At 62.9% G+C, this 19,433-nt stretch carries 21 protein-coding genes; 5 read left to right on the top strand and 16 right to left on the bottom strand.

Features of this window, described 5'->3' with window-relative positions; translation table 11 throughout:
- Nucleotides 1-6: 6 nt before the first annotated feature.
- Nucleotides 7-906 carry a LysR family transcriptional regulator gene (locus P5705_RS01995; protein WP_277459332.1) on the bottom strand — a complete coding sequence of 300 codons (900 nt, stop codon included), beginning with the start codon at nucleotides 904-906 and terminating at the stop codon, nucleotides 7-9.
- Nucleotides 907-998: 92 nt separating this feature from the next.
- Between P5705_RS01995 and P5705_RS01990 the strand changes: the two genes are divergently transcribed.
- Nucleotides 999-2,021, top strand: a complete 1,023-nt coding sequence (locus P5705_RS01990) for an aldo/keto reductase (RefSeq protein WP_277459330.1) — start codon at nucleotides 999-1,001, stop codon at nucleotides 2,019-2,021.
- 23 nt (nucleotides 2,022-2,044) lie between these two features.
- Here P5705_RS01990 and P5705_RS01985 read toward each other — a convergent pair whose 3' ends face one another.
- From P5705_RS01985 to P5705_RS01960, 6 genes are all read right to left on the bottom strand, one after another.
- Nucleotides 2,045-3,571, bottom strand: coding sequence for a sensor domain-containing diguanylate cyclase (locus P5705_RS01985; protein ID WP_277459328.1), 1,527 nt, complete (start codon nucleotides 3,569-3,571; stop codon nucleotides 2,045-2,047).
- 200 nt (nucleotides 3,572-3,771) lie between these two features.
- The gene (locus P5705_RS01980) at nucleotides 3,772-4,305 is read right to left on the bottom strand and encodes an acyl-CoA thioesterase (RefSeq protein WP_277459326.1); all 534 of its coding nucleotides are present in this window, start codon (nucleotides 4,303-4,305) and stop codon (nucleotides 3,772-3,774) included.
- Complete coding sequence (locus P5705_RS01975) at nucleotides 4,302-5,975, bottom strand: AMP-binding protein (protein WP_277459324.1); 1,674 nt, start codon at nucleotides 5,973-5,975, stop codon at nucleotides 4,302-4,304. The genes P5705_RS01980 and P5705_RS01975 overlap by 4 nt, the downstream gene beginning before the upstream one ends.
- Nucleotides 5,976-6,047: 72 nt before the next feature.
- A complete protein-coding gene (locus P5705_RS01970) occupies nucleotides 6,048-6,308 on the bottom strand; it encodes an acyl carrier protein (protein WP_277459323.1) in 261 nt (86 codons plus the stop codon).
- A complete protein-coding gene (locus P5705_RS01965; protein ID WP_277459322.1) occupies nucleotides 6,295-6,807 on the bottom strand; it encodes a PaaI family thioesterase in 513 nt (170 codons plus the stop codon). Before P5705_RS01965 ends, P5705_RS01970 begins: the two co-directional genes overlap by 14 nt.
- A 9-nt stretch (nucleotides 6,808-6,816) precedes the next feature.
- Nucleotides 6,817-7,998, bottom strand: coding sequence for a ferritin-like domain-containing protein (locus tag P5705_RS01960; protein ID WP_277459320.1), 1,182 nt, complete (start codon nucleotides 7,996-7,998; stop codon nucleotides 6,817-6,819).
- Nucleotides 7,999-8,000: 2 nt separating this feature from the next.
- On the opposite strand from P5705_RS01960, the gene P5705_RS01955 reads away from it, so the two are divergent.
- Together P5705_RS01955 and P5705_RS01950 are read left to right on the top strand one after the other, a co-directional pair.
- Nucleotides 8,001-8,159: a hypothetical protein gene (locus P5705_RS01955; protein ID WP_277459318.1), complete on the top strand. Its 159-nt coding sequence runs from the start codon at nucleotides 8,001-8,003 to the stop codon at nucleotides 8,157-8,159.
- 274 nt (nucleotides 8,160-8,433) lie between these two features.
- The gene (locus tag P5705_RS01950; protein ID WP_277459317.1) at nucleotides 8,434-8,838 is read left to right on the top strand and encodes an acyl-CoA thioesterase; all 405 of its coding nucleotides are present in this window, start codon (nucleotides 8,434-8,436) and stop codon (nucleotides 8,836-8,838) included.
- Nucleotides 8,839-8,875: 37 nt separating this feature from the next.
- Here P5705_RS01950 and P5705_RS01945 read toward each other — a convergent pair whose 3' ends face one another.
- From P5705_RS01945 to P5705_RS01915, 7 genes are all read right to left on the bottom strand, one after another.
- Nucleotides 8,876-9,358: a DUF2878 domain-containing protein gene (locus P5705_RS01945; RefSeq protein WP_277459316.1), complete on the bottom strand. Its 483-nt coding sequence runs from the start codon at nucleotides 9,356-9,358 to the stop codon at nucleotides 8,876-8,878.
- A 1-nt stretch (nucleotide 9,359) separates the two neighbouring features.
- Nucleotides 9,360-10,619, bottom strand: coding sequence for an SAM-dependent methyltransferase (locus P5705_RS01940; RefSeq protein ID WP_277459315.1), 1,260 nt, complete (start codon nucleotides 10,617-10,619; stop codon nucleotides 9,360-9,362).
- On the bottom strand, nucleotides 10,594-11,403 hold the full coding sequence (locus tag P5705_RS01935; protein WP_277459313.1) for a DUF1365 domain-containing protein: 810 nt from the start codon (nucleotides 11,401-11,403) through the stop codon (nucleotides 10,594-10,596). The genes P5705_RS01940 and P5705_RS01935 overlap by 26 nt, the downstream gene beginning before the upstream one ends.
- Nucleotides 11,400-12,647, bottom strand: coding sequence for an NAD(P)/FAD-dependent oxidoreductase (locus tag P5705_RS01930; RefSeq protein ID WP_277459312.1), 1,248 nt, complete (start codon nucleotides 12,645-12,647; stop codon nucleotides 11,400-11,402). The genes P5705_RS01935 and P5705_RS01930 overlap by 4 nt, the downstream gene beginning before the upstream one ends.
- Before the next feature lie 6 nt (nucleotides 12,648-12,653).
- Complete coding sequence (locus P5705_RS01925; RefSeq protein WP_277459311.1) at nucleotides 12,654-13,406, bottom strand: SDR family NAD(P)-dependent oxidoreductase; 753 nt, start codon at nucleotides 13,404-13,406, stop codon at nucleotides 12,654-12,656.
- Nucleotides 13,403-13,825, bottom strand: coding sequence for a nuclear transport factor 2 family protein (locus tag P5705_RS01920; RefSeq protein WP_277459310.1), 423 nt, complete (start codon nucleotides 13,823-13,825; stop codon nucleotides 13,403-13,405). Before P5705_RS01920 ends, P5705_RS01925 begins: the two co-directional genes overlap by 4 nt.
- Before the next feature lie 255 nt (nucleotides 13,826-14,080).
- Complete coding sequence (locus P5705_RS01915; protein ID WP_277459309.1) at nucleotides 14,081-15,643, bottom strand: winged helix-turn-helix domain-containing protein; 1,563 nt, start codon at nucleotides 15,641-15,643, stop codon at nucleotides 14,081-14,083.
- 216 nt (nucleotides 15,644-15,859) lie between these two features.
- On the opposite strand from P5705_RS01915, the gene P5705_RS01910 reads away from it, so the two are divergent.
- Together P5705_RS01910 and P5705_RS01905 are read left to right on the top strand one after the other, a co-directional pair.
- Nucleotides 15,860-16,603 (top strand): SDR family oxidoreductase, encoded by a 744-nt coding sequence (locus tag P5705_RS01910; protein WP_277459307.1) that lies wholly within the window; start codon nucleotides 15,860-15,862, stop codon nucleotides 16,601-16,603.
- 39 nt (nucleotides 16,604-16,642) lie between these two features.
- Nucleotides 16,643-17,071, top strand: a complete 429-nt coding sequence (locus P5705_RS01905; RefSeq protein WP_277459306.1) for a cupin domain-containing protein — start codon at nucleotides 16,643-16,645, stop codon at nucleotides 17,069-17,071.
- 15 nt (nucleotides 17,072-17,086) lie between these two features.
- On the opposite strand, the gene P5705_RS01900 is transcribed toward P5705_RS01905, so the two are convergent.
- Complete coding sequence (locus P5705_RS01900) at nucleotides 17,087-17,680, bottom strand: DUF4274 domain-containing protein (RefSeq protein ID WP_277459304.1); 594 nt, start codon at nucleotides 17,678-17,680, stop codon at nucleotides 17,087-17,089.
- Between the two features lie 242 nt (nucleotides 17,681-17,922).
- Complete coding sequence (locus P5705_RS01895; RefSeq protein ID WP_277459303.1) at nucleotides 17,923-18,852, bottom strand: NAD-dependent epimerase/dehydratase family protein; 930 nt, start codon at nucleotides 18,850-18,852, stop codon at nucleotides 17,923-17,925.
- Nucleotides 18,853-19,433: the final 581 nt, after the last annotated feature.

Here is a 19,433-nt window from a genome sequence, read left to right as displayed (position 1 = left end):
GAGCGGTCATGGCGCAGTGCGCTCACGCGCGAACGCGATGAATGCCTGGAGCGCTGGCGGCACGTGGCGCCGGCTGGCGTAGTAGATGAAGAACCGGCTGGGCAGGGCTTTGCAGTCGGCGAGGATTTCCCGCAACGGCCCAAGGGCCAGGTCTTCCCTGGCCAACTGCTCATACACATAGGCAATCCCTGCGCCATCCTTCGCTGCCTGGACCATCAGCCCGTCATCTTCCAGCACCAATGTTCCCGGCACTGCCAGGCGTGTGGGTTGCCCGTTGGCCAGGTACTCCCAGGCGTAGAGCTTGCCGCTGGGAAAACGCCTGCCGATACAGCGGTGCTCAAGCAAGTCGCGCGGTGACCGTGGCACACCATGGGCCTCGAGATACCCGGGCGCGGCCACGGTGACGAAGACCTGGGGGGGACCGATCGGAACGGCAATCATGTCGCCGGCAAGGCTTTCACCAAAGCGCACCCCCGCATCGAACCCTTCGGCCACGATGTCGGCCAGCCCATCGTCGGCGACCAGTTCCACGTTGATACGCGGGTAAGCCGCCATGAACGGGGCCAGCAAAGGCCCGATGACGAGGCGTGCGGCAGCGCGCGAGACGTTCAGCCGCAGATTGCCGGTGGGGACCTGCTGACGGGCTGTCAGCTTCTGCAGCGCGGCAACGACGTCCGCCAAGGCGGGCTGCAGCGTGGCCAGCAGTTCGTCCCCGGCTTGCGTGGGCGTCACACTGCGCGTGGTGCGGTTGAGCAGGCGCACCCCCAGGCGTTGTTCCAGGGCCCGCATGGCGTGGCTCAGGGCCGACGGCGACACACCTCGTTCATCCGCCGCCTTGCGAAAACTGCGGTGTCGGGCGACCGCCGCGAAAGCGTCGAGTTCGGAAAGGTCGCAGTGTGTTTTCATGAGCCTGCTTCAGTAGTTCGTGTTGGATTGCCTATCTTATCGTTGGTATTGGGCGCCTCGATACTGTGTACCTTCATTGAAACGAGGTGGTTATGCAGAAGAAGCGTCTGGGGACCTCTGATTTGTGGGTTTCGCCCATCGGGATGGGAACGTGGGCCATGGCCGGGCAGGGCTGGGCGTACAGCTGGGGCGCGCAGGATGACGCCGATAGCCTGGCGGCGCTGGAGCATGCGGTGGCGCGGGGCGTGAACTGGATCGACACCGCGGCGGTGTACGGGCTGGGCCATGCCGAGGCTGTGGTCGGGCAGTTGCTGCGCAAGCTGCCGGGCTCGCGCCGCCCGCTGGTGTTTACCAAGGGCAGCCTGGTGTGGGACCGTGCGACCGGTGAGATTTCCCACTCGCTTGCACCGCGATCACTGATGACAGAAATCGAGGACAGCCTTCGGCGGCTGGCGGTCGAGGTGATCGATCTCTACCAGATCCACTGGCCGGCATTTCCGCCGGGCGGCAGCAGTGAGGGTATCGAGGCAGGCCTGGCCACCTTGGCCAAGGCAAAAGAGCAGGGCAAGATTCGCGCGATCGGGGTGTCGAATTTCGATGTCGCACAACTCGAACGGGCCCAGGCGGTGACCGAGATCGCTTGCCTGCAGCCGCCGTACTCGGCGCTCATGCGCGATGTCGAAGGACAGATCCTGCCGTATTGCGAGGCCGCCAGGATCGGTGTCATCGCCTATTCCACCCTCCAGTCCGGACTGCTGGCCGGGAGCATGACGCGCGAGCGGATTGCACAGTTGCCCGCGGATGACTGGCGCAAATCACGCAGCGCGGACTTCCAGGAGCCTCGCCTGAGCAAGAACCTGGCGTTGGTAGAGGTCCTGGCGCAGATCGGTGCGCGGCACGGCGTGAGTGCCGCGGCGGTGGCCATCGCCTGGGTACTGCGGGCGCCGGTGGTGACGGGCGCTATCGTCGGTGCCCGGCGTCCGGCGCAAGTGGAGGGGTTGTTGGCGGCCATGCAGGTACGGCTGGGCAGCGACGAACTGGAGGAGATTCGTCCGTACTTGCCTGAAGGCGTGGGGACGAATGTGCCAGGCCCCCAGGTCGAGCCGGCCGCCTGAGGCGCCGCTCTGCGGTGACCGTGTCATTGATTTGCGCCAACGGGCCTGCACTCGCCGATCTGCAAGCGATTGCGCCCCGCTTCCTTGGCGCGGTAGAGCGCCTGGTCCGCCGAGCCGAGCAACGATTGCCAGCCATCCAGTGCAGGCCCCGGAACGCTGACCACACCGATACTCACCGTGACCCGCGCGAAGGGGCTGCCCTGATGAACGATCGCTTCAAGCGCCAACCGAGCGAGCATCTGCTGCGCGACCACCGCCGCGCCGACACTGTCGGTGTTGGGCAGGATCACGGCCATTTCCTCGCCACCGTAGCGGGCCAGCAGGTCGGTAGGGCGGCGGATGCACGCCGCCAGCACCTGGGCGACCCGTTGCAGGCAGGCATCACCGGCAGGGTGGCCATAGGTGTCGTTGTAGCGCTTGAAGTGGTCGATATCGACCATCAGCAAGGCCAGCGATGTGTCGTCCCTCTGGGCCCGACGGGCCTCCAGGGCCAGCGTTTCGTCGAAGCGGCGCCGGTTGGCCAGGCCCGTCAGCGCATCGTTCATCGCCAGGCGTTCGAGCTGCTGGTTGCTGACGAGCAACTGTTGTTGCGCCTCCCGCAACTGATCCTGCACTGTGATGCGCCGGCGGATAGCGCGGATCAGCATCCAGCCGATGACCCCGGTCAGGGCCAGCAGGCCGGCGACCACCAGCAGCGACAGCAACGCCTCCAGCCGCCAGGCCGCCAGCGCCTCGCGCTTGCCCAGGGCCACCGTGGTCAGCAGCGGCAGCCTGTCGCTCTTGCGAAAGGCGTACAACCGCTCCACGCCGTCCAGGCTGGAGGTGAACGACGCGGTGCCCACCGACTGATCGACCAGGTACTTGGCATAGATCGGCGACTTGGAGAAATTGCGGCCCATGTCCTGCTCGCGGAACGGGTAACGCACCAGCAGCGAACCGTCGGTATGCGACAGGCCGATCGCGCCGTCCTGGCCCACGTCGATCTTGCCGAACAGGCGCAGGAAGTTCTCGATCCCCAGGGTCACCGCCACCACGCCGGCAAATTCGCCGTCCGGGCCATTGAACCGACGGCTGACGGTGATCACCCACTCCTGGTTGGAGCGGCTGCGGATCGGCGGGCCGATGAAGGGCTCGGGGGACGGGTCGTCGCGGTGATGGATGAAATAGGCGCGGTCGCTGCTGTTGGCGCCTGCCGGGATTGGCCGGTTGGAGGACATCAGCCAGCGACCGTCCCTGTCGTAGATGGTGACACCGCTCATCTGCGGCATCAGGGGCTGCTGGCGGCTGACCAACTGGCTCAGGCGCTCGATCTGGACCACTCCGCTGCCCTCCGTCTCCAGGCGCTCGACCAGGCCGAGGAGGATCATCGAGCTTTGCTTGACGATACCTTCGGAATAGGTAGCCAGGGCCTGGGTCAAGTTGAGGCTGTGGGTGTTGATGTCCTCCAGCGCCCGTTCCCGTGAAGCCACCACCTTCCACAGTGTCAATGATGCCAGCGAACAGGCGATGACCAATAACAGGAGGAACACAAGGTGGATGTCACGCTTCACGTCAGTACCTGGAGGGAAGTCTAAGTGCCAGTGGCGGCAGCCATTGCCTGATGGCCATGGCACAAGGCTATTTTCCGAATCAGGCAAGGATACAAGGCACTCGTCAAAGATTCAGCAGCCGAGTGAATCGATGGACAGGTTTTCCAGGTAGCCAGTACGCATGGCCGCATGTACGTGAAGCGTCCCGCGCCTGGCCGGGCTCAAGCGGTAGGGCGTGGGGCCTTGGCCGCCACCCAGCCGGCAATGCTCTCGGGCAGTTCGGGTGGGGTGGGGATGTCGCCCAGCAGCGCAAAGACCGCAGCTGGCGGCACGGTCTTGCGTGAACGGTCGATCAGCAGCGATTTGACGTTTGCCACCGCCGAAATCGTGCCGTTGACGATGAATGTGTGCTGGAAATAAAACCATTTCTCGTCCCAGTACATCAGTTCAGTCTTGATATGGAAGCGCTGGAACAGCTTGATCGACTTCTTGTAGTCAATGTCGACACTCCCCACCAAGGGCATCCAGCGGTTTTTCAGGATACCTGGCAGCACGCCTGTCTTGTGCAAGAACTGGATTCTGCCCAGGTCGGCCAAGGAGAGGTAGCGGCCATTGTTGATGTGCATGTTCAAATCGATATCCAGCGCAGCGACGGTCAGCCGAAGGGTCGATGGCTGACGATAGCTTTCCGCTTTTTTCCCACGCGACAACAGCGCCACCAGCAACAGGCACAGCAAGCGAAAGAACAGGTTCATGGCGCGGCAGTCTCCATGGGTGTCAGGAAGGTGTCGATGTAGAAAGCTTTCATCCTGGCGCGGTCGATCTTGCCACTCGTGGTCTTGAGCAGGTGGCTGGCCTGGATGAACTGGATGTCGCGGACATTGATGCCCAACTCGCCACTTATCTTGCGTCGCAGGGTGGTGGCCAGGTATGCCGGGTCCGTGCCTTTGGCTGGCACCACGAGCAGGGCGCAGCCTTCCTCGTCCGAGTCGACCAGCGCAATGGCGGCCACGCCGCGAACGCCCGGGGCCTCGGCACAGCAGCTTTCGATGTCGTTGGCGAAATAGTTCGAACCATGGATGATGATGACTTCTTTGTTCCGGCCTACGACATAGAGGTTGTCGTTGTACAGGAAGCCCACGTCTCCGGTCATGAACCAGCCATCCCTGAGCATGCTTGCGGTATTGGCGGGATCGTTGTCGTAGGCACTGCATACCGATTCGCCTTTGAGGGCAATCTCACCGAGCAGCAGGGGGGTAGCCGACGGGGCTGACCCTTCGGCATGGATGGCCACGGCAACGTGCCTGATAGGTGTGCCACAGCAGACAACCTCCTTGGCGCCAGGGGCACCTTCGGCGACGACCGAGACGTTGCCCTGGCGCAAGGCATCGCGGTCTACGAAGACGCTTCGCATACCTTGCCCCAGCGTTGAAAACGTGGCGCCCAAGGTGGCTTCCGCCATGCCATACAACGGCATGATCGCGGCGGGGTTGAAACCATGGGGCTCGAACACTTGCGAAAACGCACGCATGACACCCGGATTGATGGGCTCCGCGCCGCTGGTTGCCGAGCGCCATCTGCTCAGATCCAGCTGCAAGGGCGCTTGAGGGTCATGACGTTCGAGGCAGTATCGGTAGGCGAAGTTGGGGGCCGGGGAAATTTCCAACGAGAAATCAGAGATGGCTTTCAACCACAACAGGGGGGACTTTATGAATTCAGCGGTTCGCATGATGTATGCGTCCGACCCGGAGGCGATCGGCAGCAACAACCCGCCGATCAAGCCCATGTCATGAAAGAAGGGCAGCCATGTCACGCCAGAGGACGTCGGGCTCATGGCGAACGATTCGCGCATGGCGAGCACGTTCAGGATGAGGTTGCTGTGCGACACGACCACCCCTTTGGGGTCCGACGTGCTGCCTGAGGTGTATTGGACCAGTGCGACCTCGCAACGGGTCTCGGAGTGATCGCAGGGGATCGGCTCTCCGCATGTCACGGCAACGTTGTGCTCGTCAATCGTCTGGACGACGGAGGCGGTGTCAACGCCCAAGGTCTCGCGAACGTCCTCGCTGATGGAGGTCGACACGAAAAAGCGTTTGATCGATGACTGACGCGCAATCAAGCCAACACGCCTGTAGAACCCATTGAGCGGCGAGAACGGTTGCGGCGGGGCGATCGGGACCGGCACCGCGCCTGCGATCATGATCGAGAAAAACAGCTCGATGAAGTCTGTTTCGTTGAAAAAGATCAGCCCCACACGCTCGCCCAATTCGAGCTCGCGGCGCAGTTGAGCGCCTCTTTTCTCAGCACGCTGTTGCAGTTCGGCATAGCTCAGGCTGGCGCTCACCTTGCCATTTTTCAGAGCGTGGAAACCACGGCCGCCAGGAAGCGCGGCGGCAACCGCCAAGGCCTCTAGAATTGTTTTCATATCATTCCTTGATCGATCACGCGCCTGCGTCTGGTCGCATCGGCCGACGTGACCAGACACGTTTGGCGTGGCTCAAGCCTCGACGGGCTGGGCGTTTTTCTCGTTGATCAGTTGGCGGACGCAATCCACGAGTTGGGACGCTGTGTCAATGGTGTAGGTGGCATCGTCAGGCAGTTCGATGCCGTACTTCTTCTCGATGAGCAGGATCATTTCGACGATTTTCATCGAGGTGATGCCCAGCCCGCGGATGCTGGTTTCCTTCGAAACCCCATCGTCCTGGAGGCCGACAACCCGAGTGATGATCTGGAAGATATCCAGTTCAAGTTCGTTCACAACATGCTCCATTTTTATCCAACTCCTGTTTTATGTATCCCAAGGTCCTAGGCGGGACCTTGCTCTTTCCACTCAACGCATCGGCGGCTTCGATGACCATCCAGGACGCCTCGCCAATGGCGATCAAGTGGCCGTCGGCCGTCACGATGCGTGCCTCGGCCTTGATGATGTTGCCCACGGTCGAGAGAATGTGCCCGCTGGCCTGGTAGGGGCGATCGGACTCGCAGATGCCGATGAACCTGACACGCAGCCCCATCGTGACGGCCATCTTTCCCGTGAACACCATGATGGCTCTGCCCATGCATTCATCGAGCACGGTGGAGACAATGCCGCCGTGAACAATGCCGGGGTAAGACTCATAGGCGCGACCCAGCAGGAGAGGGGTGCTGACGTGCGTGGCGTGATCGTCGAAGCTGAGCTTCAGGCCGATATCATTGGTTTCGCTGCAACCGAAACAGTTCGAACGACTGTCCCATGTTTCATTCAGGCTTGCGCTCATTGATAGGCCCTACATTCTGGCGCGAATTTCATTTTTCAAAGAGCGCGTGTCGATGATGTCCTTGTTGCCGGTCAAGTTGCGCAGTGCCCGGTAGACAAAGGCATCGCCACGTTCGTTGTCGTTGTCGCCGACAACATCCTGCTCGATGGTTTTGACCGAATCCGGCGAGTCGGCATTGGGGAAGAACAGTCCAGCCGGATGCTTGACCCCGTAGTCGGCATCGATCAACCAGACATAGGCCATCTTCAGCGCTTCCAACAAGTTGGTATCGTTTTCATCACAGAGTTCTTTGCAGAAGATATAAAACGCTTTCGCATGGCGTGCTTCATCTTTGCTCAACAACCGCCAGATTTTCTTCAGCGTGGGCTCCTGGGTGCGGTGTGCCCGCTGGCTGTAATAGTTGGCCGCGCGGTATTCGGAAATCACGTTCATCATCAAGGTGGCCGACGGGTAGTCACCCACTTCATAAGGCTTGCGGGTAAACATGGCGTGCTTGGACCTGACCTCGATCCCCAGGTGCTTGAGATACTTTGCCTGGACCAGCGCATGGCGTGCCTCTTCCGCCCCCCACATCAACGACCAGGTGGAGAAGCCGAATTCATCGCGCCATTCATTGAGAAAGTTATGCGACCCCGGCAAGGTGGTGTGTTCGACCACGGCACCGTCGTGCAGCAACTGAATGTCTTCATCCGTCAACAGGCTACGGTCGATATCGGAAAAGTCACCGATTTCGGACCACTCCCAACGCGACTGTTCAAACCAGTCGAAGACTTCATTGAACTTGTTGTCCAGGTAGAACTCTTTGATGTTGTGCTTGGACTGCAGGGTGGTAAAGGCAAAAATCGCTTTTTCTATGACTTTTTCTATGTCGGCGAGCGTTGAACGCGGCGAGATTACATCTTGTACGTCGTATTTTACCGAGTCTCCCAGCGCGCAAACGTCAGGGGCATCACTGAGCAGCACGGCGCGGGTGCTCACCAGCAAACCCGGGTTTTTGAGGGCTTCCAATACCTGCTCTACATCCGCGAGTTGGTCGGAGGCTATCAGGATGACGCAGCACTCGCCGCGCGCCGCTGAATATTCGCTGACGAACTGATGAATAGCTTTTTCAATAACAACATAACCCTTGCGATCAACCAACGAGATGGTCGTGGTGTTTTCCGTTCCAGAGTAAAGATAAAAGATATTCATAGATGTCCCTTGCAAAACTCGAATCTCCATGTTGGCACAAGGTGCGCCGGCGTCTGCGCGGCAATCCACTTTATGTTGCGGCGGAAAGTTTTGGTGGTATTGGCGGCGCGACGAAGTATATCGATCATCTCAATGAATGCAATGTCATGAAATGCGGGTGACTTGTAGATTTGTGCCGTCGATCATGATAAGAGAATGCGTGCGAGTTGGAACTATTGTTTCAGGTTAATTGGGACCATTGTTTCAGGTTTCCCGTCATTATTATTTCAAGTGAATATTTTCGGGGGTAAAAGCACTCGAATGGAGAGGCTGGTATCCTTCGAGGCGTTCGCTTAAATTTGTTGAAATTTTTTCTGTGGAGCAGTGGGTATTGTACTTTTCGATAGCAATGCGCATTTGGCTTTGATTATATTTACGCTTTAGCAAGGTTTCCTTATGCCTACTCCCATCGTTGTCACCCGCGCGGTGCTATTCGGCGATTGCGACCCCGCCGGGGTTGTCTACACGCCTCAATACTCATTTTTCGTCGTCGAAGCGATCTACTCGGCACTGGACACCTGGGCCGGGGCGCCTGGGCTCAGGAACCTCATGGCGCTTGATATCCTGCCGCCCGTGCGAGCCATGTCATTGGAACTGCTGAGCCCCGTGACATGGGACGATGTTCTGCACATCAAAGTCAGCGTTGAAAAATTGGGGAGCAGTTCGTTTACCTTCCTGGTCGAGGGGCGCGTGGAGGATGGCCAGCCCGCCTTCCGGTGTTCGGTGACCCATGTGTGCATCTGCGCCGCAACCAAGATCACGGTGGACATGCCAGCGACGTTGAGAGGCTGGCTCTCTTGATTGGGCATTCCATTGACACCGCCGAACGTGCGCGTGGCTACAGTGCCAGGCGCAATGCAAGGGGCAGGGCCAATGCCCAGACCGGCGCCAGCAGCAGGGCCGTGCCGCAAGACCCTAATGGCAAATCGACACCGGCCAGCCCGGCGCCGGCCAGATAGGTCGACGGCCCAGCGACCAGCCCCAGCATGGTCGCCCGCCATCCAGGGTGCGCTGCCCAAGCCAGGCAATGGCGCAGTCCACTGGCGAATACCAGCCATAGCAATGCCAGCCACAGGGGCAGGGGCCACTGCTCGAAACGAAACACCCCCAGTGCGCCCAGCAAGCTGTCGAGCAAGCAGCCAGCCGGGGCCACCCGCATCAGCGCACGCACTTCTTCGCCGCGCTGCGGGCAATGCCACAGGTGCAGGGCCAGGCCGCACGGCACCACCAGCAGCAACCAAGGCCAGCGAGCGCCGAGCACGCACCCCCACCAGCCAGCCTGCAACCACAGGGCGTTGCCGATCAGCCAGCGGCGCTCCATTTCAGCCGCGCGGCAACGGCGCCCGACGTGCCGTTGGCGCCGCCCACAGCAACTGCGCCACACCAATGGCGCGCTCTTCGAAGCCACCCTGGCAATAGCACAGGTAGAACTCCCACAGGCGTTGGAAGGTGTCGTCGTAGCCCAGCTCCGTCAGCGCGGTGCGCGCCTGGCGCAGGTTGTCGCGCCAGTGGCGCAGGGTGCGCGCATAGTCCAGGCCGAAGTCTTCGAGGTGGACCAGGTTCAGCGTGGTCTGCCGGCTGGCGGTGGTGAGCAGCACGCTCAACGACGGAAGTGCGCCACCGGGGAAAATGTAGCGCTGGATGAAGTCCACCGAGCGCCGTGCCTGGGCGTAGCGCTGGTCGCGGATGGTGATGGCCTGCAGCAGCATCAGGCCATCGTCCTTGAGCAGCGCGGCGCACTGGCGGAAGTAGGTGGGCAGGAAACGGTGGCCGACCGCCTCGATCATCTCGATCGACACCAGCTTGTCGAAGCGCCCCCGCAGTGCGCGGTAGTCCTCGCACAGCACCGTGATCCGTTGCTCCAGGCCAAGCCGGCGCACCCGCTCGAGGGTGTACGCGTATTGCGCCGTAGAGAGGGTCGTGGTGGTGACACGGCAGCCGTGGCGGGTGGCGGCGTGAATGGCCAGGCTGCCCCAGCCGCTGCCAATTTCCAGCAAGTGCTCGTGGGGCTTGAGTTCGAGCTTCCGGCAGATACGTTCCAGCTTGTTCAACTGGGCCTGTTCCAGGGGTTGCTCGTGGCTGTCGAACTGCGCCGCCGAATACATCATGGTCGGGTCGAGCAACCGCTCGAACAGGGCGTTGCCCAGGTCGTAGTGCGCCATGATGTTGCGCCGGGCTCCGCGCCGGCTGTTGCGGTTGAGCCGGTGCAGCAGGCGCAGGAGCGGGCGCCCGAGGCGTGCCAGCCCGCCTTCCATGGCGTCGAGCACCTCCAGGTTGGCAACGAACAGGCGGGTGACGGCTGCCAGGTCCGGGCTGCGCCAGTAACCGTGGATGTATGCCTCCCCTGAGCCGATCGAGCCATTGCTGGCCACCAGGCCCCAGGCCGTGTCGTCGAGGATCTCCACTTCGGCCTGCAAGGGGCTGGCGGGGTCACCGAACGCCCATTGCCGCCCGCCGTCGACCAGCCGCAGGTGGCCATGACGCAGGTGACGCAGGTGGGCCAGCACGGCCACCCTGGCCAGCCCACCCAGCCATGGGCTCAGCCCCGCCGACTTGCTAACGCTCAGGGTCGGATCGGGCATGATCGGGCTCCTCGCTGGGATGGCCGGGCTCCAGGTTGCCCTGGCTGGCGGCGTGGTTGTGGACAGGGATGCGTTTGAGCAGCAGGCGCAGGGCCTGCCAGTAGATCGCCAAAAGGGTGCGCAGGCTCATCCATGGAAAGCCCAGGATGTGCTGGTGCAGGGTTGCGCGATCCAGTGGCTGGCGGTGCAGTGCCAGGTCGGCCGCGAATACCTGCTGCCCGGCATGCCAATTCTCCATGTGGATGCGTATGCGCTGGGCATCGAGCAGGAAACGCAGGCGGTACTCCATGTCCATTGGCATGAACGGCGAGACATGCAGGGCCTTGGCCATGGCGAACGGGCGTGCAGGGTCACCGTTCACCGGCAGCACATAGTGGAAACGTTCGCGCCAGGGCGTGTTGCGTACTTCCAGCAGGATTGCCGCCAGGTGTTCATCGTGGTCATGGCAGAAGTAGAAACTTACCGGATTGAACGACAGCCCCCAGCAGCGCGGCTGGGTGAGCAGGTGCACTGCGCCTTCGGGGGGCCGCCCGGTGGCCTGGGCAACCAGCGAGCGGGCCGCTTGGGCCAGCGGTTGGCCCGGGCCGGTCAGTGCCGGGAGGTAATCGGTTTCGCGCCAGCTCAACGGCGCCCACCATGAGCGCCCGAGCCAACGGGAAAGGCCAAGCAGCCGGGGTTGTTCGTCCAGGTCCACATAGAACATGCCGATCCGGTAGCGGAATGCATGGGCGCGCGGGGTCATTCGGCGGTGGCTGACCCAGCCCCGGCAGAGGCAGCTGTTCACAGGCGCTCACCAAAGTACTCGGCCACCTTCAGCGCGCTGAGCACGCCGTCCTCGTGGAAGCCGTTGCCCCAGTAGGCACCGCAGAAATAGCTGTGCCGGGGCCCCTGCAATTCGCCCTGACGGGCCTGGGCGGCAAGGGCCGTGAGGCTGTATTGCGGGTGCGCATAGTCGAAGCGGGCGAGTATCTGAGCCGGGTCGATCAGCGCGGTTTGGTTCAGGCTCACGCAGAAGGTCACTGGTGCTTCGATGCCCTGCAGGATGTTCATGTCGTAGGTCAGCGCGGCAGGCGCCTGCTCCGGGCCGCCGAGGCGGTAGTTCCAGCTTGCCCACGCCCGGCGGCGGTGCGGCAACAAGCGGGTGTCGGTGTGCAGCACCACGGCGTTGCTGGCGTAGGTGATGGCGCCCAGCACGGCGCGTTCTTCCGGGCTGGGTGACTCCAGCAGGGCCAGGGCCTGGTCGCTGTGACAGGCGAACACCACCGTGTCGAAGCGCTCCGTGCCAGCGCCGCCCAGCAGGGTGACGCCGCCGTCGTCGCGGCTGACCCGGCGCACGGGGCAGTTGAGCCTGATTCGGTCGGGAAACGTGCGGCACAATGCCTCGACGTAACGCTGCGAGCCACCCTCGATCACCCGCCATTGCGGGCGCTGGGTGAGGGACAGCAGGCCATGGTTGCGGCAGAAGCGTATGAAGAAGCGCAAGGGGAAGGCCAGCATGTCTGCGCGCGACATCGACCAGATTGCCGAGCCCATGGGCACGATGTAGTGCTTGATGAAGCGTTGCCCGTAGCCTTGAACTTGCAGGTAATCGCCAAGGGAAGTGCTCTCGTCGATACGCTGCTGGTCAAGGTCGGCGCTGGCCTGGCGGTTGAAGCGCAGGATATCCCGCAGCATGCCCCAGAAGCCGGGAGACAGCGCGTTGCGACGCTGGGCGAAGAGGGAGGCGAGGCAGTGGCCGTTGTACTCGAAGCCCGTGAGCGGGTCATGCACGGAAAAACTCATCTGGGTGGGCCTCGATGCAACATTCAGGTGGTCGAGCAGCCGGATGAAATGCGGATAGGTCCGGTCGTTGAAGACGATGAAACCCGTGTCCAGCGCATAGTGCCTGCCACCCCATGCCACCTCGACGGTATGGGTATGCCCGCCGATCCAGTCGGCCGCCTCGAACACCGTCACCTCGTGCCGGCGTGCCAGCAGGTAGGCGCAGGTCAGGCCGGCGATGCCGCTGCCGATGATGGCGATGCGCATGGTGGTCTAGCCCTTCGGGTTGCGCGCCAGGCGCTGGCCCAGCTTCAGCCGCCAGCGCACCGGCAGCGCGCCAAGCAGGCGCAGCAGCAGGGTGAAGGCGGTGGGGAAATTGATCTCCTGGGGCCGCCGCGGCAGGCGCGCGGCGATGTGCAGGGCGGCGTGCTCGGCACTCCAGAGCTGGGGCATGGGAAAGTCGTTGCGCCGGGTCAATGGGGTGTCGACGAAACCCGGACTCACAAGCGTTGCATCGATTCCTTCGTTGGCCAGGTCAATGCGCAGCGATTCCAGCAGATAGCGCACGGCCGCCTTGGAGGCGCCATAGGCACCGGCGCGTGGCAGGGCCAGCCAGGTGACCGAGCTTCCCATCACCACCAGGTGTGGCCGTTCGCCGAGCCGCAGCAGTGGCAGGGCGGCGGCAAGGCAGTGGCTGACCGCGAACAGGTTGGTGCGCACCACCCGCTCCAGCAGCGCCGGGTCGAATTGCCCGGGCTCCAGGTACTCGCAGGTGCCGGCGTTGAGGACCACCAGGTCGAGCGCACCCCAGCGTCGGGTGATCTGCTCGGCAATAGTCGCCACGTGCTCAGGCATATCCAGGTCACCGATGGCCAGCAGTACCTGCGCTGGGTATTGCGCCATCAGAGGCACCAGGCTGTCGCGCCGACGAGCGCCCAGGGCCACGTGGTGTCCTTGCTCGAGCAGGAGCCGGGCCAACGCCGCGCCGATGCCGCTACTGGCGCCGGTCAACCAGCAGCGGCTCATGTCAGCCGCCCCTTGAGCCAGCGGATGGCGCCGCCCATGACCGGAACATGCTCGTAGAGCAGGGCGCCGACATCGAAGTAGTCCTGATGGAAGTGAACCCGGCCATGCCATCGCAGGTAGCTGCAGCCCGGCAGGCGGATCGGCCGGCCGTTGGCCAGGCGCGGATGGCGGAACTGCAGTGACCACTGCAGGTACCCTTGGCCGGGCCGCACTTCATCAATGCTGGAAAAGGAGTAGCGGATATCGTGGGCGTTGGCGTAGAGCTGGGTAAAGTAGGCGCGCAAGGCGGGCAGGCCGTGGATCTGGTGCAGTGGGTCCCTGAAGGTCACATCTGCGCTGTACAGGGTTCCCAGGGCGTCGAGGCGTTGTCCGTCAAGGCTGGCGAAGGCTTCGGCGAATCGCTGCAGATACGCTGACATAGGCCGCTCCAGGTAAACCTGTACAGCGAAATTGTTTTGTACAGGTATAGGAGAAGCCTAGGTCAATATCTGTACAGGTCAATAGTCTTGTACAGGTATTTGTTCTTGTTTCAATGGGCATCCGCCGAAGGCTGCCTCGGCGGCTGGGCGGCGAGTCCGCTCCTTCGATTGCAACAAACCTGTAGGAGCGGATTCATCCGCGATGCGCCGCGCAGGCGGCGCTCGATCTCATGAACACCGCACCTTCCCTGACGATCACTCCGGCAATCCAGCACGCCTCAACCCTTCGGCCAGACGCTCGAAATCCTCGTCCCGATGAATCGGCAGCCACTCCCTCAACCGGGACACACATAACGCTGGCGCCAACCGCCGCACGATCGCCAACGCCTGCCGGGCCTCGCCCTGGCGCTCTTCGAGCGCATGGCAGGCAGCGACCACCACCTGCGCCGGGAGCAGGGCCGGCAGGTTGTACAAGGCCTTTTCGGCCCAGCCCAGGGCGGTATCGAGGCGCCCGGCGAAGAAGTGGGCGATGGCCATGCCCACCTGAATCCGGAACATCTCCAGGTCCACCGGGCTCAAGCGCGCGGCATGGGCGAGGTTGTCGATCGCGACCTCGGTCTCGCCACGCAGCGCGCGCAGGATCCCGCCCAGGTACCAGGCGGGCGCGAGGTTGGGGTTGAGCAGGCGCGCCCGATCGAGCAGGGCGATACCACCGTCGAGGTCGCCGGCCAAGTGCGCCAAGGCATGGCCGGCGCGGGTCAACGCCACGGGATCGTCACGGCCCAGCTCCACGGCTAGCCTCGCCCGGCGGGTGCCCTCGGCGATCTCCCCCGGCCGATCAACCATCCAGCCGTTGAGCTTGCGCCAGAAGTGGCACCACGCCGCCATGCCGTAGGCCGAAGCGAATTCCGGGTCGCGCTCGATGGCCTGGTGAAACAGCGGCAAGGCCGCCTCGATGGCTTCGCGCGTGCCCTTGTGCAGCTTCGCGGTGCCGCGCAGGTAGTAATCGTAGGCGCAGAGGCTCGCGGTGGGCTTGCGCTTGGCCCGCTCGATCTCGGCCCGCTCGAGTTGTGGGGCGATCGCGCCCACCACGCTCTCGGCGATCCGATCCTGCAATTCGAAAAGGTCGTCGAGTTCCCCTTCGAAGCGTTCGGCCCACAAATGTGTGCCAGCGCTGGCGTCGATCAGCTGGCCGGTGATGCGGATCCGGTTACCGGCTTTGCGCACGCTGCCCTCGAGCACATAGCGCACGCCGAACTGGCGGCTGACGCTGGCGATGTCCACGTGCTGGCCTTTGTAGGTGAAGCTGGAGTTGCGGGCGATCACGAACAGCCAACGGATCCGCGAGAGGGCGGTGATGATGTCCTCGACCACGCCGTCGGCGAAATAGTCCTGCGTGGGGTCGCCACTGAGGTTCTGGAAGGGCAGCACCGTGATCGAAGGCCTGTCCGGGAATTCGAGACGCGGTTGCGCAGGGGGCGCCGGAGGTTCGTCGCCCAGGCCATCCGGGATCTGCCGGATATCGCCGACGAAGCGATAGCCTTTGCGGGCCACCGTGCGCAACAGGCGCTGCTCCGAGCCTGAGTCGCCAATGGCCCGGCGCACCGCGTTGACATGGCTGGTGATGGTCGATTCCGACACGATACGGCCGCCCCAGACCGCCTGCAGCAGCTCATCCTTGCTGACCACGCGGTCCTGGTTGTCGACCAGTTGCAGCAGCAAGTCGAAGGCTTGCGGGGTGATGGTCACGGCTTGCCCGCGCAGGGTCAGTTCCCGGCGTTGCTGATCGAGCACGTACTCTTCAAACATGAACTGCACGGTGTTTCCCAGGCTGCCGATGGATGATGTCGACCCTCGATGATAAGGCACGGTGAAACGGCCTGCACCGTGGCTGACCAAGGGCTGGCAATGGACGTGGATGCAGGGGTATTCCAAGAAAAATCCAAGGTTGACGCAAGGACCCTTCACGCAGCATGGCGCATCGTTCAGGGGTATCGACGGCAACGGCCGCGATCGAACCTGCGGAGAGACCCCATGAAACTCGTCATCATTGGAGGCACCGGCCTCATTGGATCGAAACTGGTCGCGCGGTTGCGCGGCAGCGGCCACGAGGTGATCGCCGCGGCCCCCAGTACCGGCATCGACAGCATTACCCGCCTGGGCCTGGCCGAGGCCATGGACGGCGCCCAGGTGGTGGTCGATGTCGCCAACGCGCCGTCCTGGGAGGACCAGGCCGTGCTCGACTTCTTCCAGACGGCCACCGGCAACCTGCTGGCGGCGGAAAAGGCTGCCGGCGTCGGGCATCACGTCGCCTTGTCGATCGTTGGCAGCGAGCGCCTGCCCGAGAATGGCTACTTCCGCGCAAAAGTGGCGCAGGAGGCGCTGATCAAGGCATCCGGCATGCCCTACACCCTGGTGCGGGCCACCCAGTTCTTCGAATTCGTCGGGGGCATCGCCCAGGCGGCGACCGTGGCCGATGAAGTGCGTGTGTCACCGGCATTGATCCAACCCATGGCCTCGGACGACGTGGTGGCGGCGCTGGCCGAGGTGGCGCTTGCAGTGCCCGCCAACGCCACCCTGGAAATCGCCGGCCCGGAGGCCGTGCCGCTCGATGAACTGATTCGCCGCTACCTGCGCCTGACCGGTGACCCACGCAAGGTGGTGCCCGACGTCCATGCCTGCTATTTCGGCGCCGAGCTCGACGACCAGTCACTGACCCCAGGCCAGCACGCCCGGTTGGGCGTGACGCGTTTCGAGGACTGGCTGGCGCGTTCCTGACGGGGCCAGCCCACACTCATCCAATCGAAGGAGAACACCATGTCCAGCAAGAAACTGATGGCCGCCAGCTTGGCCGCGCTCATTGCCGCAGCCGTTTCGGCGTGGGGGGTTGCCGCTGATGCACGCCCGGCGAGCAAGGTCTCCGTGGTTTTCGACCAGCCGTTGCCGAACGTGCCTGGCAAAAGCATGAAGGGTGTGATCGTCGATTATGGGCCCGGCGCGGCGTCGCCTTCGCACCGGCACCCGAAATCGGCCTTCATCTATGCCACCGTCCTCGAGGGCGAGATCCGCAGCAGTGTCGATGGTGAGCCGGCGCGCACCTACAAGGTCGGGGAGAGCTGGTACGAGGCGCCAGGCGCGTTTCATGCGGTCAGCGCCAATGCCAGCGATACCAAGCCCGCGCGGCTGATGGCGGTGTTCGTGCTCGACAGCAGCGAGACTGAACTGGTGACCCCGAGCGCGAAGTGATTCCCGCGCAGCTTCTTAACCTTGGGCGTGGCGCGCTTGCCACTCGTCCAGGTAGGCCTGGTAGGCGTCCTGGTTGGTTTCGACGACCTGGCAGCGGTAAGTGGCGAACAGCACACCCGGTAGTTGCAAGCCGCGTTTGCGCAGTGTCGCCAGGTCCGGCACGAATTGATCGGCGAACGGATCGAAGGCGATGCTGCAGGTGCTGAAGTCGCCTTCGGTGAAGCGCCGCACCAGGTGGGCGTAGAAGATTGCGTCATCCTTCTGTGCATCGTCGGCGCCGGAATGCCACCAGCCCTGGCCGTACCAATAGAGCAGCAAGGCGGTCCCGGCGTCGCACAACGGATGGGCGAGAATCGCCCGTGGGGCAACCAGGCCGTCGTCCCAGTTCAGGTGCGATGCCACGTAGTGCAGTTCTTCCTTGCTTTGCAGGTCGGCCACGCAGACCAGGTCCTCCGGTGCCTTGTAGAACTGCGCGCTCCAGTAGCTGAGCGTCTCGCGCATGTCGGGGTCTTCAAGCTCGGCAAGCAGGGTGGCGCGGTCGGGGATACCGTTGAGTTCGGCGCATTCGAAGGCGCGCAGGAACTGTTCCTGGGTGAGGCGCAGGGGCATGGGGGATTCATCCTTGAGTGGTGATGGGGAGCGCTTGATAACCCTGATGCGCGGAGAAATCAACCTGAAGCGTTGTTGCGTTCACCAGATCGAGCGCCGCTCACGCGGCGCATCGCGGATGAATCCGCTCCTACAGCTATTGCAACGTGCCGCTCCTGTGATGATTGGCCCGAAACAAACCTGTAGGAGCGGATTCATCCGCGATGCGCCGCGCGGGCGGCGCTCGGTCCTATCCTCGATGTTCAAGACATTGTCCCGAGCAGAACCTGTTCCAGCCCACGCTTGTATGTCGTCACTTCAAACGCCGGAAAACGCTCACTGAACTTCGATGAATCGAACAGGTTGTCATGCCCATAGCGCGGCAGCAGCTCCTGCAGTTCGCGGACTTGCCGGGAAACCAGGCCGGCGGCCGTCAATGTCCACTTACCCAGCACCTTGTACGAAAGATCACTGCCGCAGATCTCGCCAGCCAGCGCCACAAGCTGACGATAGGTCAGGCGATGGTCGTCGCAAGGCAGGTGCCAGGTGCTGCCATAGGCATCTTGCGCATTGCCCAGCGCCGCCAGCGCGCGGCTGGCGTCGGGCGTCCAGATGAGCGTGCGCCGGGTGTCGTCGCGCACCGGCACGCGCGGCACCTTGCCGGCCTTGATGTTGTCCAGCACCAGGGTGTTGGTGATGCTCTGGGTCTTTCCAGGCCCATAGAACTCCGGTGCCCGGCCAATAAGCACCGGAATTTCGCCACGGGCCATTTCCTCGAGCACCAGCGTCGCCATCGCCGCACGCACCTGCCCCTTGCGCCCGACCGGCGCGAACGCCGTTTCCTCGGTCAGCACGCGAGCATCCTGCGGGTACATGTAGGTGTTGTCGAAGTAGACGAACCGGGCGTTGGCCGCCCGGGCCGCGTCGAGGGCATGACGCAGCATGACCGGGAACTGCGTTTCCCAGAGCGTGGTGTCCGGTGGCAAGCCTGCGGTGAAATAGACAGTATTGCTGCCTTTGACGGCATCGGCGGTCTGTTGGGCATCCAGCAGATCGGCCTTCACCAGGGTGTCGGTGGCGTTGACCTTGCGCGGGTTGCGGCTGACCAGGCGCAGGTCTTGGGTGTAGTGGGCGGCCAACTCGCGCGCCAGTTCCACGGCAATCTGGCCGGTCGCGCCCAGGATGGTTTGCATGCTGTGTCCTTCGATCTGTCGGGAAGGTGGGAGGAGCGTAGTCGCCGGTGGTGAACAGCGGTGCTCGGATATGACCTTAACTTTAAAGGCCACTTTAAGGTCAAGGGGCGTAACGATCACTTCATGTTTTTGTTTAGGTTTCGAGATAAAAATAATAAATATCAATTGTTTAGATTTTAAACTTCATGTTCTTTCAATGTGATGGGGCAGGCGAAGACATCCAGACGGATCCCATAAAGTTTTTCTTTTTGTTGCCTTGCCGCTGACCCTCGTGGTTATCATCCGCCAGCGCTGGCGCCAGCAGCCCGGCGCGTAATGGAATGCCGACGGCCCACAGGCCACCGGCACCGCAGCCGAAGGGACCACCCAGGCTCAACGCTCGTGGCCCTTCCACGCCCCCCATAAGGATGGTGAGGTTTCAATGGGTCTCGCAGTTTGGAATCGTCGATGTGGCGGGCCGCTTGCCCGTCGTCGCCAGTCTTCCCCCCACGTGCGCTGCCGCCTGGCCGCACGGCGTCCCGCCCACCACCCCGCGCGTGCCCGTGGCGCGCCTTGCCCCTGATCGCCCCCGAGTGACCGAC

It is taken from the genome of Pseudomonas entomophila (genome assembly GCF_029478665.1).
GTDB lineage: Bacteria > Pseudomonadota > Gammaproteobacteria > Pseudomonadales > Pseudomonadaceae > Aquipseudomonas > Aquipseudomonas entomophila_F.
The sequence above is the reverse complement of the archived record's forward strand: the minus strand, read 5'-3'. Positions and strand labels throughout refer to the sequence as shown.